The sequence below is a fragment of the Terrisphaera buseokensis genome, from assembly GCF_047521145.2.
Lineage (GTDB): Bacteria > Verrucomicrobiota > Verrucomicrobiia > Opitutales > Opitutaceae > ER46.
In genome coordinates, this window is sequence record NZ_CM134186.1 from 6975151 (window position 1) to 6990514 (window position 15364).

Here is a 15364-nt window from a genome sequence, read left to right on the forward strand (position 1 = left end):
GAGCGATCGATCCAACGACGCGGCCCACTCAGCTCCCACCCGCGCGCGGCGGCGCGGAACGCTCGGCGAGCTTTTCCGCGATGGCGCCGGTCAGCTCGATCGTCTGCGTGGGAAACGCGAACGACAGTCCGCGGGCCTCGACCGCGCGCATGATGGCGAGATTGATGCGCTGGCGCAGGGCGAGATGCCGGGCGAAGTCCGGACTGCTCACGTTGTAGGCCAGCCAGATGTCCAGCGACGAGGCACTGTAGTCGCGGAAATAAACGTGCACCGAACTCTTATCGACCTCCGCCTCGCCTTCCACGATCGCCCGAATCTGACCGACGATGGTTTCGAGATTCTGCGCGGAGGAACCGTAGGTCAGGCCCAGCACCTGCTCGACGCGCCGCCGGATGAAGCGGGAGTTGTTGGTGATCGCCTCGGCGGCGACGGTCTTGTTCGGGATGACGATCAGGTTGCCCGCGGGCGTGCGCAGCTTGGTCGAGCGCAGGCCGATGTCCTCGACCACGCCTTCGCTACTGCCGATCTTCACCGCTTCGCCGATCTTGAAAGGCTGATCGATCGCGACGACCACGGAGCCGAACACGTTGGCCAGCGTATCCTGCGCCGCGAGGGCGAAGGCCAGGCCGCCGAGACCGAGACCGGCCAGGATCGCCTTCACGTCGTAGCCAAAGCTCTGGATGATCATCAGGACGCCGAAGGCGACGAAGATGGTCGCGAGCGTCTTCTTGATCCACGGCATGAAGGCCGCGACGCCGAGCTGCCGCTGCAGGGAGATTTCCTGCGCGTGATCGAGCAGGGCGCTGAAGGCGCGCCACAACGCCCAGAACAGCACGAGCGTGAAGGCGACACTCGATCCGTAGGCCACCATGCGATCCAAGTTGGGCGACAGCTTCAGCACCTTGAGCGCCGCGAAGATGCCAACCAGCATGACAAACGTCGCCATCGGCGCCTCGAGGGCCGGGAACAGCTTGTCATCGAGGGTCGTCTGCGTGCGCGACGCCAGGCGCTTGAGCTGGTTGAAAATAAACGAGGTGAGAATTTTGCGCAGAACGAGCGCACCGAACAGCAGCAGCGCGCTGATCACAAAGTGCGTCACGGTGTTGCCGCTCGCGCGCACGTCGAAGGCGGCGAGCGTCTCGTCGACGAGATGCTCGATGAAATCCGGGGCGTGGACGTCGCGCACGGTGGTGGCGGCGACCGCCTTTTGGACGATGGCCTGCGTTTCCGCGTCGGTCGTGGTGGTCGCAGGAGCCGCTGCCGGGGTCGGCGCCGCGGCTTCGGCCGCCAGCAGTCCGGGAATCCAGGCCAGCAGCGCAATCGCAACTGCCATCAGAAGACTACGTCGTTTCATAAAATTCCGTCCTTACCGTTTGCACGGGTCGCCGCCGCCGGTCGCAGCCTTGGGCGTCAGGCCGCCTCGGCCCCATCCGCGTCCGCTTTTTTCCGCCGCGACCAACCCACAAGAAAGATCAGCATGAACATGAAGGCCTCCACGCCGTAGCGCAGGTACGTGTACGCCTTGACGTGATCGGCGGCACCGGTGAGTTCGCCCCACCACGGCAGCAGGCGGCTGGAGACCACGGCGTCGGTCAGCATCATTTCCCCGCCGACCTTGCCGAGAATGGCCGCGCCGAGGAACACCACGATTTGGTACTTCGCCATCAGCTTGGAGATGAAGTTGCTCGCGAACACCACGAGCGGGATGCTGAGCGCCAGGCCGAAGAGCAGCAGGCCGAAGTGCCCGCGCGCCGCGCCCGCGACGGCGAGCACGTTGTCGAGCGACATCGTGATATCGGCCACCAGGATCATCCAGACCGCCTGCCACAAGCCGTTCGCCCCGCCCTTGCCGTCGTCCGCGTGCCCTTCGTTTTGCTTCAGGAGTTTGAACGCGATCCAGATGATCAGGAGACCGCCGACGAGCTGCACGAATTTGACCGTGAGGAGCTGCGTGGCGACGAACGTGAGCCCGACGCGCAGCACGACGGCGGCGCCCGCACCGAGAATGATGCCCATGAGCCGCTGCCGGGGCGGCAATCCGCGCACGGCGAGCGCAATCACCACGGCGTTGTCGCCCGCGAGCACGATGTCGATCCAGACGATGTTGAAAATCGCCAGCACCCATTGCCAGGTGGTGTGCGGTTCGGTGACGAGGGCGGAAGCGAGGAACATGATGCGAAGGGGCACTGCATTTTGGGGCCCGGTGCCCGTCAACGGCAAATGCCCGGCCAACTCAGTCGAGGAAACGCTCCGCCCACTCGGGCCGGGCCAGCGGGCGCGGCCGCCAAGGCCCAAAGATCCGGTAACGCATCCGCGCGACGAGCCGATAGCCGGCATCGCGGATCGCGTTGGGAATGATGGCCAGCAGCGCAGCCAGGACGCGCGCGACGCCGTTTCCCGTGGCCCGCAACGCCGCCACGACGCCCGCCGTGCGCAGCAGAAACTCCGGCCGCTCCCGCCGGTTCCAATCCGGCACAAAGGTCAGCGTGTCGAAATCGACGGTCGGCAGTCCGTGCGCGCGCAAATACGCCTGGGCCGCGCCGCCCTGCAGTGGGGCAAAGCGCAGCCGCTCCCGTCGATCGAACCGGAGGAGCAGTCGGACCAAGCGGTTGCACAGCCCACAGTCGCCGTCGAAGAACAACACCGGCAACGCTTCCGCTGCGGCGCGCGGGGCCGTCGAGGGTGGCGTGGGCGTTGCTCTCATCCGACGCACCATCGGCTGCCAGGTCCGCACCGGCAAAATAAAACGCCGGGGCTCGACGAGCACCCGGCGGTTGACCTCTGGTGGCGCTGCGCCGGTCCGCGGAAAAGGCGGTAACGGCGGGCGCGCGCGGTGATTAGTTCACCGCAATTTTTCTCGGCTTGATCGCCTCGTGCTTCGGGAGCGAGACCCGCAGAACGCCGTCACGCAGCTCGGCCGCCACCTTGCCGGCGTCGATCGCGTTGTCGTGTTCCAAGACGAGCTCGAACGGGGCGTCGACGCTTTCACGGTGCAGCGCAGTCCAGCCTTCAGGCTGTTTCCAAGCGCGGCGACCGATGATGCGGACCTGGCCTTCTTCGGCCGTGATCTCGAGACCGTCCTTCACCACGCCGGGCAGGTAAACCGTGGCACCGAAGGCTTCGGGCGTCTCCTTGATCTCGTACGCGGGCTTCACGGTCTGGCCGAGGTCGGCCGGACGGTTCTCATCACGCGCGGCGGGCGTGCGACCGAGGGAGGGAATGAGGGCATTGAGGAGTGTCATGTTGAAATGAATTTGATGGCTGAGGTTGCGATGACGTGCAGCGGGGCGCGGTTACTTGACCGCAACGCTGATTTTCTTCGGCTTGGCTTCCTCCCGCTTCGGGAGCGTGACGGTGAGCACGCCGTTTTCGTAGGCGGCAGCGACTTGGTCGGTCTGCACTTCGTCCGCGATGCTGACAGCGCGGCTGAACGAGAACGACTCCTCGGGCTTGCCTTCGGCAGCAGGCGTCTTGCGCACCGCAGCGATGGTCAGGTAGCCATCGGTCATTTCGACGTTGATGTCCTCGCGGGTGACGCCCGGCAGCTCGGCCCGGACGTACGTGTTGTTGGCGTCCTCGTAGAGGTCGACCGGGAAACGCGTGGTCGAAGCACCGCCCAAGGTGCCGACGGCGGAATCAAACAGCCGGTCGATTTCGGTTTCGAGACCGGTCCAAGGCGAACGCTGATAGCCACCGAACACAGGCGTGACGGCGCGGAAGGAAGGATAGGAATAACGAACGAGTCTCATGGTAATAATCGGTCTGGGTTGAATGGGAAATGAACTGATCCTTTACGGCCCACTTCATTGCATGCGGCGGACCATCCGGCCCGCGCAGGTTAAGCTCCGACCGGCTGCGACCTTGCGATGCGGGCGGGTTGAGGTGCTGGGATCTTTCGTCCCGCACTGCGTCAGTCCCGGTGGGAAAATTCGGCGCGATCCGCCGAACGTGCGGTCCCCGACGCCGCCGCTTCCCCCCGGGCTGCCTCACGGCCATGACAGCAGCGGGAGAAAAAGCCCGCACACCGCGTTATTTGTCGTGCCGAGTCGGCCAACCATGGTTCGCTGACCGCTCGATGAGCTCCTTCGACTTCGACACCGTGCCCGAACGCCGTGGCACCGATTCGCAGAAATGGCAGAAGTATGCCGGCCGCGACATCCTGCCGCTGTGGGTCGCAGACATGGACTTCAAATCTGCGCCGGCGATCATCGAGGCGCTGCACCGCCGGGTGGAGCATGGGATTTTCGGCTACGCCCGGCCTGTCAAATCCACCGTCGATGCCGTCGTTGACGCGATGGCCCAGCGCTACGGCTGGACGATCGACCCGTCGTGGATCGTGTGGCTGCCCGGACTCGTCGTCGGACTCAACGTCACCGCGCAGGCGTTTGCCCAACCGGGCGAAGAGGTCCTCACCCTCGCCCCGGTTTATCCGCCGTTCATGTCCGCGCCGAAGAATTGCGCCCGCACGTCGACGACCGCGCCGTGGGTGCTGCAGGCCGGGCGTTGGACGATCGACTGGGACGCGTTGGAACGGGCCGTCACGCCGCGGACCAAACTGTTTTACCTGTGCAATCCGCACAATCCGCTCGCGCGCGTGTGGCGGCGCGAGGAACTCGTGCGGCTGGCCGAGTTTTGCGAGCGTCATGATTTGGTGCTCTGCTCCGACGAGATTCACTGCGATCTGATCCTCGATCCGACGCTGCCGCACGTGCCGACCGCGTTGCTGTCACCGGAAATCGCCGCCCGCACCATCACGCTCATGGCACCGAGCAAGACCTACAACGTCCCGGGGCTCGGCACGTCGCTCGCGATCATTCCGGATGCGGCGCGCCGCGCGCGCTTCATCCGCGCGACGGCGGGAGTCGTCGCGGAAGTGACGTGTCTGGGTTTCACCGCCTGCGAAGCAGCCTATCGTGACAGTGAGCCGTGGCGGCAGGGCCTGCTGCACACGCTGCGCGGCAATCGCGACTACCTGCTCAACGCGATCGCGCGTGAGCTTCCGGGGGTGCGAGTCGAGGCGCCGGTGGAAGCGACGTATCTGCTGTGGATGAACGTATCGGCGCTGGGCTTCGAGAATCCCATCGCCCGCTTCGAACAGCACGGCGTGGGCCTGAGCGACGGCGCGATGTTCGGCGCCGCGAAGGGTTCACACGTCCGCCTTAACTTCGGCTGCCCGCGCGCCACGCTCGAGGAAGCGATACGCCGGATGAAGCGCGCGCTGGCGTGAGCAGCGTAGCAGCGAAGTTGAAAGGTGAAAGACCTGAAATTCACGCCGCACCGTGCGGGCGGGTCGATCTTTCACCTTTCAACCTTCACCTTTCAGATGCTCCTCCACTCCGCTCCTCCTCAGCTCCGCTCAACTCTTCAGCCGGACTCCATCGAGCGGGGCGCCAACCGCGACGCGAGGCGGCGCAGAGGTGTGGTTAGGCTCACTGGTTTGCAGGCCGCGACGCACGGCGGCGAGCAGGGAGGCGGGCGAGAGTGGTTTGGCCAGACACTCCACGCCGCTCTGCGAGCGCAGCATCGGATCGAAGCGTCCGGAACCCATCATGCCGCTGATCGCAATGATCGGAAGGGTGGCGGTGCGTTGCCGCAGCGCGCTGATAACGCCGGTGCCCACCTGGTCGGGCAGCATCATGTCGGTGATCGCGAGCGAAATTTCGGTCCGATGGCGTTCGTACTCCAACAGTCCGGTGCTGCCGTCGGCCGCCGGGAACACGTGGTAGCCCGCCCGCTGCAGAAGCAGTTGCAGTGTGTCCCGGACGATCGGCTCATCATCGATCAGCAGGATGCCTTCACCCTGGCCGCGGGCCGGGCCCGACGCGATCGGCGTGTGCTCGGCACCTGACTCCGGCGTCGCCGGGAAGAAAAGATGAAACGTCGAGCCGCGGCCTGGCTCGCTGTCGACGTGCACGAATCCACCGTGGCTCTTGAGAATGCCCGCCACCATCGAGAGGCCGAGGCCCGTGCCCTTGCCGGCCGCCTTCGTCGTGAAAAAGGGATCGAAAATCTTGTCGATGATTCCTGGCGCGATCCCGGTGCCGCTGTCGTTTACGGAAATGCGCAGATGCGGTCCGGGGTGCGCGCCCGGATTGGCGGCGGCGAGCGCGGCGTCGACCATGATGTTTTCCAGCTCAACCTCGATGCGTCCGCCCTGCGGCATCGCGTCACGGGCATTGATGCACAGATTGATCAGAACCTGGTTGAACTGCGTCGTGTCGGCCTGAATCGGCCACGCGCGCTCCGCACCGCGCAGCGAAAAATCAATCGACTGCGGCAGGCTCTGGCGGATCAGCGGCCGGAGGTCCGCGAGCGCCGTGCCTGGATCGATGCGCGTGCGCTTCGCATCCGCGCCGCGCGCAAACGCGAGCAGCTGCTGCACGAGCGCCGCACCGTGCGTGGCGCTCGCCCGGGTCTTCTCAATGAGCTTTCGATCCTCCTCGCACGTGGCCTTGGCCGCGAGCAGCTCAATCGAAAGCAGAATGGGCGTGAGGACGTTGTTGAGATCGTGCGCCACGCCGCCGGCCAGCGTCCCGATGCTCTCCATGCGCTGCGCGCGCAGCAGCTGGGTCTCGAGCCGCTTGCGTTCGGTGACGTCCGTATCGATGTACAGAATTGATCGCGGCAGGCCGTCGTTCTCGACCACGAGACTCCACGTGCTCTCGACGAGCACGACCTCGCCCGCCTTCGTCCGCAGCCGGAAATCGCCGCGCCATTCGCCCGAGGCGAACAATTGCGCCCGGGCCATCGCAAAACGCGCCGGATCGTAGCCGAGCTCGAGCGTGTCGAGCCGGAGACCGTACACCTCGGCCGCCTTCCAGCCGTACAGCCGTTCCGCGCTGGCGTTCCAGTACGCGATGCGATGCTCGAGATCGGTGGCGATGATGGCGTCGCGCGCGCGATCGAGCAGTGACGCCTGTTCCCGCAGTCGCGCCTCGGCTTCACGGCGCGACGTGACGTCGCGCGAGACGAGCAGGACGTTTACGATCCGGGCCGCCGCATCGCGGAGCACGCTGGCGTGGGATTCGATCTGGCGCACGCCACCGTCGGGCAGCAACAGCCGGTATTCACAGCGCTGGGTCGCACCCGTGGCGATCACCTGGGTGAACATCGCCGCCACCCGCGCCCGATCCTCGGGATAAACCTCGGAAAACGCGTCCGCGCCCGGGAGCACTGCCGCCTCGCCCAGCAAATCGCGGTAGGCGGGATTCGCGTAAATCCGGCAGGCGTTGAGATCGAGCAACGCGATCAACTCGACGACGTTCTCCGTGATCTGGCGGAAACGTTCCTCGTTTTCCCGCAGCGCCGCCTCCGTGCGCCGGCGACGGTCCGCCTCGACGAGCAGGGCAAACGCCTGCCGGATCGCCGGGATGAGCCGCGACGTCCGATCCTTGATCACATAATCCGTCGCGCCGCGCTTGAGCGCCTCAACCGCGCGCTCCTCGCCGATCGTGCCCGACAGAAAAACAAAGGGCGTCTCCGGAAACCGCGCCCGGGCCATCGACAACGCCGACAAGCCGTCAAATCCCGGCAGAGAGTAATCCGACAGAATCAGATCGAAGCCGCCACACTCGAGCGCCGCGCGGTATTCCGCCGCCGTCGCCACATGCTTGATCTCGCAAGCCGGCCACTCGCGGCGAATCAGGATCGCGATCAGTTCGGCGTCGGTGGGTGAATCTTCGAGGTGAAGTAAATGCATCGGTTGGAAGACGGGAGTTGAGAACACAGGACACCGGCACGGGAGCGCGTAACGAGTCAGACTGGCCGGAGGCAGGCGATGCACCGACGGGCTTCAGTGAAGGATCGCGAGCGGACGGAGCAAATCAGGAAACCCCATGGTTTCCCGCTAGGGGGTTTTCCGGAGCGGGATCGGCCCGCGAATTTTTTTCCGTGCCACTGGACCTGAAGAGACGTCGCAACCGCAACGCGATCGCGCACGACACTTGAATGCGTCCGGAAGTCGCGGCATCACTCTCTCCCGCGTGCGCCTCGGTCCTTACGAACTCTCGTCTCCCTTGTTTCTGTCGCCCCTGGCGGGCTACACGAACTTGCCCATGCGTTTGACTGTGCGCGAGCTGGGCGGGCTGGGTTGGGCGACCACCGATCTCGTCAACGCGCGATCGCTCATCGAACGCAACCCGACCGCGTTGAAGCTGGTCGCGTCCGCCCCAGGCGATCGACCGCTCGCAATCCAACTCTTCGGCAGCGTGCCGGAGGAGATGCGCGACGCCGCGATCATCTGCCAGGAAATGGGCGCCGAGTCGGTTGATATCAACATGGGGTGCCCCGTGAAAAAAGTGGTCAAAATCGGCGGCGGCTCCGCGATGATGACCGAACTCGACAAGACGGCCGCGCTCGTGCGCGGCATGATCGCGGCGGTGAAGATCCCCGTGACGGCGAAGATGCGGCTCGGGTGGGACGACGACAACCTCACCGCTCCTGATCTCGCGCGCGTGCTCGAGGACACCGGCGTCGCGGCGATCTTTGTGCACGGCCGGACGCGCGCGCAGGGTTTCGCGGGCACCGTCAATCTCGCAGGCATCCGCTCCGTGGTCGCGGCCGTGCGGCGCATTCCCGTGATCGGTAATGGCGATGTCACTACGCCCGAGGCCGCGAAGCACATGTTCGACGAGACGGGCTGCACCGGCGTGAGCATCGGGCGCGGCGCGTTCTACGATCCGTGGATTTTCCGTCGTACCGATCATTTTCTGCGCACCGGCGAACTGCTCCCGGAGCCGGATCTGACGGAACGCCTGCGCGTGTTGCGCCGGCATTTCGAGCGTTACTGCGAATTCTACGGCGAAGAACACGGGGCGCGCCTGTTCCGCAAGGTCGCCCCGTGGTATGCACGCCGCTTCGGTCCCTCAAAGCCCTTCAAGCGCCGCATCATCACCATCACGTCGAAGCCGGACTTCGACGCCGCGGTGACGGAGTTCCTCGAATGGCGCCGGCCGTTCTGCGACGACCGCGGCGAGTTGCTGGCGAAGTACGCGCCCGCCCCGATGGTCGCCTCGTTCATGCGCGATCCCGACGATCCTGCGACCCTCACGCGCGATGCGATCCCGGTGCCAAAGGGTCCGATCGATACGTGGTGAGCGCCGCGCGGCGCGGCCCAGTTGAAAGGTGAAGGTTGAAAGTTGAACGTTCCAAGCCGCCGAGCCGTCGCGCATCGGTCTTTCAACTTTCAACCTTCACCTTTCAACTTCCTCCCCAGCCGCCTCAGCGGCCCACGGGCATGCGTGGGGGATATTTTGGATACGCCGGGATCGCGGGCGCAACCGGCGGATTCTTTTTCAAGGCTTCGAGCACGACCTCGACGGCCTTTTCCAATTGCGGATCGCGGCCTTCGCGCACGGCCTTCGGATCGTGTTCGACCTCGAGATCGGGGGCGATGCCGACGTTCTCGACCTCCCATTTGCCGTCGAGACCGAAGATCGCCCAGTGCGGTGCGGTGACGGTCCCGCCGTCCACGAGCGTCGGATAACCGCCGATGCCGACGAGCCCGCCCCATGTGCGCATGCCGACGAGGGGCCCGATGGCGGCCTTGCGGAAATACCACGGCATGGCGTCGCCGCCGGAGCCGGCAAATTCATTTATGATCATCGCCTTCGGCCCGAAGATCGCGGCGGTAGGCGAATGCACGACCAGGCCTTCACGCGTGACGCTGCTGCTCAGCATCGGGCGCCGCAGGTAGTCGATGATGTAGTCGGCGAGCCAGCCGCCGCCGTTGAAACGTTCGTCGACGACGGCGCCCTGTTTGCCTGCCTGCGCGAAGAAGTAGCGGTTGAAACTCGTGTAGCCGGGCACGGCGGTATCCGGAACGTAGATATAAGCCAGCCGGCCGCCGCTGAGTTCGTCGACTTTCCGGCGGTTGCCCTCGATCCACGCGAGATTGCGGAGCGAAGCCTCCGTGGGCACGGGGACGACGGTGACGGTACGCGCGCCGGAGCCGTCGGCGTTGGGGCCGACTTTCAACGCGACCTGCCTGCCGGCCGTGCCGAGGAAGAAACTGAACACTTCATCGCTCCCGCGCAGCTCGCGGCCGTTCACGGCGAGGAGGAATTCGCCGGCCTTCACGTTGACGCCCGGCTGGGTGAGCGGCGCCTTGGCCTGCGGATTCCAGTTCTCGCCATCATAGACGCGAGCGAACTGGTATCGATCGCCGGCAATGCGGTAGTCCGCGCCGAGCAAGCCCACCGCAACCGTCCGGGTGTCGGGCTTCGTTCCGCCCGCCACGTACATGTGCTGGATGCTGAACTGGCCGAGCATCTCGGCGAACAGGTAGTTAAGATCGGCGCGACTCGCGAGCCGGTCGAGAAACGGAGTGTAGAGGCGTTCAAGCTGCGCCAGGTCGAGGCCGTGATAATTCGGGTCGTAGAAGAAGTCGCGCTCGATGCGCCAGACTTCCTTGAACATCTGCCGCCACTCGGCCCGCGGATCGACCTCAACCTCGACGGCTTCGAGCTTGAGCGCGCCCTCGCCCGGTTTCGGCGCCTTGTCCGCGGCGGCGATGAACCACTTCTGATCGGATTTCCAGAGCATCTTCTCCGCCTTGGCCGCGAGGTCGAACTCCTCCACCCCGTCGAGCAGCTTCTCGGTTTTGCGCGTCTTCAGATCGAAGCGTTGCAACACATACTTCGTCGGGCCCTCGCCGCCGCCCTGAATCGGCGGGCCTTCGAGCACATAGACGATGCCGTCCTTGCCAGTCGTGAGCAGCGAATAGTTTCGCTCCGGCAGCGGCAGCGCGAGAATGCGCTGGCTGAGGCCGTCGAAGTCGATGACGACTCTCGCCGGCTCGCTCTCCTTCTTTTTTGCCGCGTCGGCCGCGGGTTTTGTTTCGGCCTTCGCCGCGGCGTCAGCGGGCTTGTCGGCGTCAGCCACCTTGGTGTCGGCATCGGATTTCTTCGACGCGTCCTTGGCCGCTTCGTCCTTCTCCTCATCGCTTTCCGGCGCGAGGGGCGACGCGAGGGTTTTCGGCAGGACGGCGAGATAGACGGCGCGCGTTGTCGGTCGCGCGATGCTGCTCATGTTGGAGCGACCCGAGTTGAGGCCCAAATCCGTGCTCGCGGTGAAGAAGAGGTACTTGCCGCTCCGATCGAAGCTGGGGAAGCGCGCGTCGCTCATGCCGTCGGTCACCTGCGTCGCAGTCGACGTCTCGAGCGAGTAAACGAAGACCGCGCTGAGATTATTCGGCAGGATCTTCGTGTACGTCAGCCAGCGACTGTCCGCCGACCACGTCTGCCGCGCGGCGCGCTGGGTGAGATCGCGGTCCACGAGCGTGGACTTGCCGGTGGCGAGCTCGAGGTACCAGCGCTGGCCGCGCTTGTCGCTGTACGCGATTTTCCGGCTGTCGGGCGACCAGGTGAGGCTGTAGTAGAACGACGGCGGCGAACCGAGCGTGAACGTGCGGACGTCGCCCAAGCCCGACTGATCGCGCACCTGCAGCGTGTATTCACCGGAGACATCGGACAGGTAGGCGATGGACTTTCCGTCCGGCGACCAAGCCGGATCGCGTTCGGCGCTGGCGCTCGAGCGGGTGAGGTTGCGCACGTCACCTTTCTCGGCGGGGACGGTCAGGACTTCGCCGTGAGCTTCGAAAACCGCCCGCGCGCCCGAGGGCGAAAGCGCGGCGTTCTGCAACTGACGCGGCGCGATCTTTTCAAAGCGCGGCCGCACCTGCGGCAGATCGGCGGAAATCGTCACGGGCACGGCGCGCGACTGGCCGGAGCGAAGATCGAAGAGGTGCAGCGAGCCGAATTGTTCGTAGACGATCGCACCCGGACCGGCGGCGGCGGACTTCAGATCGAAGCCGTCGTTCTTCACCCGCTGCGTGACCGTGCGCGCCGTGACGTCATAGGCGAACAGCGTCGTCGCGCCGTTGCGATCGGAGAGGAAGTAAATCGTGTCGCCGATCCACATCGGGCAAAAGTCATTCGAATTTTCGCGCGGCAGCGGTGTGACGCTCGAATCGGAGAGCCGCGCGATCCAGATCGGCGAAGTCTTGCCGCCGCGGTAATTCTTGATCGCCTGATAGGCGTCGCCCGCGCCCGCCCGCCGATTCCATCGCGGCACGTAGGCGAGCTGGGACTGGTCGGCGGAATAGGCTCCCTGCACGCCCATCGGCAGCGGGAGCTCGGCCGGCAAACCACCCTCGAGTCCCACCGCGAAGAGGCGCTCGAAGCGCGAATACGTTTCACGGGCCGAGCGGAAAAGGATGCGTTTCCCGTCCGGTGACCAGCCGACCGCCACATCCGTCGCGGGGTGCGACGTGAGCCGTTTCAGTTCACCGCCGCCGGCAGGAACCACATAGACATCCTGGTTGCCCTCGAATTCACCGGTGAATGCGACCTGCGTGCCGTCGGGTGAAAACAGCGGCCCGCTCGCCGTGCCGGGATCGGCGGCCACCAGCCGGCGGGCGTCACCGCCCTCGCGCGCCACCACCCAGAGATTTCCGCCGTAGGCGAAGGCGATCTGGGTCTGACTCAGGGTCGGCGATTGCAGCAGCAACGGTGATTCCGCGGCGGCGAAAGCGCCGGCACACTGCAAAGCGAGGAGGATCAACAGGACCAGTTTTTTCATGGGTCGCGACAACCCTTCGACGAACGCGCAAGGGAAGACGCCAGCGAAGCGGGTTCCGCCGCCGCCGCCACTCAAAAGCGCCCGGCGCCGCCACCCTTTCGCGGACGATGCGCCCGACTTTCGGCCGCCGGCAGGACAACTGCGATCGTACTCAGAACTTACGGGACACCGTCGCACCAGTCCGATCCTTGAACACCAGCTGGTGATGCGGGCCATCCACGCCATCAAAAACGATGCCGAGACGGGGTTCGACCGTTTCGCCCTCCCGGGTGAGCTTGCCGTTGATGACCGCCCGGGCCGGATTGCCTTGGAAGACGCCGCTCACCTTGAGGTTCGCGACGTAGGTGAGAAACTCAGGACTGGCGTTGGCCGCGGCCTCGACCTGGGTGGTTGCGGAGAGGCCGGGCGCGAGCGCCTTCTTGGCGGTGGCCGTGCTCAGTTCCGGCTTGGGCGGAGCCACCGGACGGGCCGGCTGATCTTCGCCAGCCGCGGCCGCGTCGACCCGGGTCTGACCGCTGGCGCGGCGCGCCGCCAAGGCATCCTGCGCCTTGTTGATCGCGTTCACCGGAGCGTGCGCGATTTGATTCAGAGTGTCGGTCGCAGGCGCGGGGACGGCGGGTTTGGGCGCGGGGGGCTTCGGCACCGACGGCGCGCTTTGAGCCGCCGCTGGAGGATTCGCGAAAAAGTGTTTCCACGTGAAAAAGCCGCCGCCACCCACGAGGGCGAGAGCGACGATCCCAATCACGGCCGAACGCATTTCGCGTCGGGCCGATGCCGGCGCGGGTACGTTCACCTCCACCTCGGGCTGCAGAACCTCCGACTTGAGGCGCACATGCGGCACCGGGATCGGAGCCGAGGTAGTCCGGGGCCGTGCTTGGGCGACCACCGGGAACGGTGGCGGCGTCTTGCCCGCCTCGGTCTTGGGCGCGGTTCCGATGGGAATCGGGGCGCGGGACAGCCCGGGCGGGAGAGGCGGCGGGGGTGGAGGCGGTCGCGTAACCGGCGGCGCGGACGGAGACCCCGCCGGCGCAACGGATGGAGATGCCTTGGGCTTGAGCTTGAAGGTCCGGGATTCGGCTGTCGCCGTTCCCTCGGCCGGGTTCGCGATCGGGACTGGTGCGGCCGCGGGCGGATCGGTGATGAACAGTGGGGGCGGTGCCGGGGCGGCGACCACGGCCGGCACGACGCCGTCTGCGGTCGGGACGATCGGCTCGGCTGACGCCGTCGCTGACTGGGGCGCAGGTGCGGCTTCCAATTTGGGCCGCAAACGAATCTTGGCGGGCGGCGAGTCAGGTGAATTCGGCACTGCCGGCACCGTCGGCTCAGCCGCCACCAATGGCGTCTCGCCGGTTACAGCCGTTCCGGACGCCGGGCTTTCGGCCGGACGCAGTCGCGGCTTCAGCCGGAGGGCTGACGACGGCGGAGGCGGCTCTTCACTCATTGGCGGTCAATAAGTGGTTTTACGTCACAAGCGCGAAACCAAAAAGTTTCCCTCGCGGTCCTGAGGGCCCGCCACCACCGTTAGACCTGTTTTTAACATGATCAAAGCCCTCTTCCTGTCGGTAAGCCTCATTCCCCTTGTGCTGGTCACGGGATGTTTCACGTCCAAGGCGGAGAAGCGCGCCAAGGAAAGCTCCACGATCGCCGCCGACGTAGAGGAAAGTTTTCGCCAGCGCTGGGTCGCGAAGCGCACGACCGAACTCACGACGCCGAGCACGACTGCTGACGCCGCGCGCGCGCAGGCGGAGACGGAATTTCGCGACCGCTTTGTCTACACGAAAGCGGCCAAGAAGTAAGCGCACCGGAGCGCGCCAGCCCCGATCCCTCGCGTCCGCGTGAGCGCTCCCGCCGGGCATACTCCCGAGGAAGCCCGCGGGGCCCTCGCAGCCACGCTCTGTTATTTTCTCTGGGGGCTCGTGCCGCTTTACTGGCGGCAACTCGCCGGAGTCGATCCGGTCGAGCTCATCGCGCACCGTCATCTGTGGTCGCTCGCCCTCCTGCTGGGCGTCCTCGCGGTGCAACGCCGCCTTTCCAGCGTCGGCGCCGCCTTCGCGAGTCGCCGCAGCTTTGCCATCAACGCCCTCGGCGCGGTCCTGCTGACCGGCAACTGGCTCGTGTACGTCTGGGGTGTGAACACGGGCCACGTGATCGAGACGAGCCTCGGCTACTTCCTCGTGCCGCTCGTCAACGTCGCCGCCGGCCGCTTCGTCCTCCACGAACACCTTCGGCGGGCACAGCGCCTCGCCATCGGCCTCGCCGCTCTCGGTGTTATCCTGATGATCGTCCAACTCGGCCGCCCACCTTGGATCGCGCTGGCCCTGGCCGGCACCTGGGGAGGTTACAGCCTGCTCCGCAAGCAATCGCCGCTGCCCGCGGCCACCGGACTTGCCATTGAAACGCTCATGCTGGCACCGCTCGCCCTAGCGTTCCTGGCGTGGCTTCAGTTCCGGGGTGTGGGCGCGATGGGTCACGCCGACACCCGCACGCACGTGTTGATCATGAGTTCCGGTGTCATCACGGCGATTCCCCTGCTGTTGTTTGCCTATGGCGCGCGGCGAATCCGGCTTTCGACGCTCGGCCTGCTGCAGTACTGCGCCCCGTCCGTGCAGCTCGTCCTCGGCATCTGGGTCTTCCACGAACCCTTCTCGCGCGCCCGCATCGCAAGCTTCGCGTTCATCTGGGCGGCACTCGCGCTCTACACCGCGGACAATCTGCTTCAACAGCGCCGCTTTGCCCGGGCGTAGATGGACTCGGGCCGCTGTCGGCTGACCGATCAACGTAGCTG

At 65.8% G+C, this 15364-nt stretch carries 12 protein-coding genes; 4 read left to right on the top strand and 8 right to left on the bottom strand.

Going from position 1 to position 15364, the window contains the following annotated elements:
- Positions 1 to 28: 28 nt before the first annotated feature.
- The 5 genes from ACLJEU_RS26155 to ACLJEU_RS26175 form a co-directional block, all read right to left on the bottom strand.
- A complete protein-coding gene (locus ACLJEU_RS26155; RefSeq protein ID WP_414664537.1) occupies positions 29 to 1333 on the bottom strand; it encodes a mechanosensitive ion channel family protein in 1305 nt (434 codons plus the stop codon).
- A gap of 77 nt (positions 1334 to 1410) precedes the next feature.
- Entirely contained in the window at positions 1411 to 2172 is a 762-nt protein-coding gene (locus tag ACLJEU_RS26160; protein WP_414664538.1) for a TerC family protein, read from the bottom strand.
- Between the two features lie 61 nt (positions 2173 to 2233).
- Positions 2234 to 2704, bottom strand: coding sequence for a thiol-disulfide oxidoreductase DCC family protein (locus ACLJEU_RS26165; RefSeq protein ID WP_414664539.1), 471 nt, complete (start codon positions 2702 to 2704; stop codon positions 2234 to 2236).
- 133 nt (positions 2705 to 2837) lie between these two features.
- On the bottom strand, positions 2838 to 3242 hold the full coding sequence (locus ACLJEU_RS26170; RefSeq protein ID WP_414664540.1) for an Hsp20/alpha crystallin family protein: 405 nt from the start codon (positions 3240 to 3242) through the stop codon (positions 2838 to 2840).
- A gap of 51 nt (positions 3243 to 3293) precedes the next feature.
- On the bottom strand, positions 3294 to 3749 hold the full coding sequence (locus ACLJEU_RS26175) for an Hsp20/alpha crystallin family protein (protein ID WP_414664541.1): 456 nt from the start codon (positions 3747 to 3749) through the stop codon (positions 3294 to 3296).
- Between the two features lie 326 nt (positions 3750 to 4075).
- Here ACLJEU_RS26175 and ACLJEU_RS26180 point away from each other — a divergent pair, with 326 nt between their 5' ends.
- Positions 4076 to 5227, top strand: a complete 1152-nt coding sequence (locus ACLJEU_RS26180; RefSeq protein WP_414664542.1) for a MalY/PatB family protein — start codon at positions 4076 to 4078, stop codon at positions 5225 to 5227.
- A gap of 129 nt (positions 5228 to 5356) precedes the next feature.
- Here ACLJEU_RS26180 and ACLJEU_RS26185 read toward each other — a convergent pair whose 3' ends face one another.
- Entirely contained in the window at positions 5357 to 7699 is a 2343-nt protein-coding gene (locus ACLJEU_RS26185) for a PAS domain S-box protein (protein ID WP_414664543.1), read from the bottom strand.
- A 283-nt stretch (positions 7700 to 7982) separates the two neighbouring features.
- Here ACLJEU_RS26185 and dusB point away from each other — a divergent pair, with 283 nt between their 5' ends.
- On the top strand, positions 7983 to 9095 hold the full coding sequence (dusB, locus tag ACLJEU_RS26190) for a tRNA dihydrouridine synthase DusB (protein WP_414664544.1): 1113 nt from the start codon (positions 7983 to 7985) through the stop codon (positions 9093 to 9095).
- 124 nt (positions 9096 to 9219) lie between these two features.
- Here the strand turns inward: dusB and ACLJEU_RS26195 are convergent, their stop codons facing one another.
- Both ACLJEU_RS26195 and ACLJEU_RS26200 read right to left on the bottom strand, forming a co-directional pair.
- Complete coding sequence (locus ACLJEU_RS26195; RefSeq protein WP_414664545.1) at positions 9220 to 12579, bottom strand: S41 family peptidase; 3360 nt, start codon at positions 12577 to 12579, stop codon at positions 9220 to 9222.
- 151 nt (positions 12580 to 12730) lie between these two features.
- On the bottom strand, positions 12731 to 13420 hold the full coding sequence (locus ACLJEU_RS26200) for a hypothetical protein (protein WP_457795319.1): 690 nt from the start codon (positions 13418 to 13420) through the stop codon (positions 12731 to 12733).
- Between the two features lie 697 nt (positions 13421 to 14117).
- On the opposite strand from ACLJEU_RS26200, the gene ACLJEU_RS26205 reads away from it, so the two are divergent.
- Positions 14118 to 14375 (top strand): hypothetical protein, encoded by a 258-nt coding sequence (locus ACLJEU_RS26205; protein ID WP_414664547.1) that lies wholly within the window; start codon positions 14118 to 14120, stop codon positions 14373 to 14375.
- A gap of 39 nt (positions 14376 to 14414) precedes the next feature.
- Positions 14415 to 15323, top strand: coding sequence for an EamA family transporter RarD (rarD, locus tag ACLJEU_RS26210; RefSeq protein WP_414664548.1), 909 nt, complete (start codon positions 14415 to 14417; stop codon positions 15321 to 15323).
- Positions 15324 to 15364 lie beyond the last annotated feature (41 nt).

Coding starts and splice junctions, on each gene's coding strand:
- ACLJEU_RS26165 (WP_414664539.1), bottom strand. CDS start 2,704: ATGAGAGCAACGCCCACGCCACCCTCGACGGCCCCGCGCGCCGCAGCG.
- ACLJEU_RS26170 (WP_414664540.1), bottom strand. CDS start 3,242: ATGACACTCCTCAATGCCCTCATTCCCTCCCTCGGTCGCACGCCCGCC.
- ACLJEU_RS26205 (WP_414664547.1), top strand. CDS start 14,118: ATGATCAAAGCCCTCTTCCTGTCGGTAAGCCTCATTCCCCTTGTGCTG.
- ACLJEU_RS26195 (WP_414664545.1), bottom strand. CDS start 12,579: ATGAAAAAACTGGTCCTGTTGATCCTCCTCGCTTTGCAGTGTGCCGGC.
- ACLJEU_RS26185 (WP_414664543.1), bottom strand. CDS start 7,699: ATGCATTTACTTCACCTCGAAGATTCACCCACCGACGCCGAACTGATC.
- ACLJEU_RS26155 (WP_414664537.1), bottom strand. CDS start 1,333: ATGGCAGTTGCGATTGCGCTGCTGGCCTGGATTCCCGGACTGCTGGCG.
- ACLJEU_RS26180 (WP_414664542.1), top strand. CDS start 4,076: ATGAGCTCCTTCGACTTCGACACCGTGCCCGAACGCCGTGGCACCGAT.
- ACLJEU_RS26175 (WP_414664541.1), bottom strand. CDS start 3,749: ATGAGACTCGTTCGTTATTCCTATCCTTCCTTCCGCGCCGTCACGCCT.
- ACLJEU_RS26160 (WP_414664538.1), bottom strand. CDS start 2,172: ATGTTCCTCGCTTCCGCCCTCGTCACCGAACCGCACACCACCTGGCAA.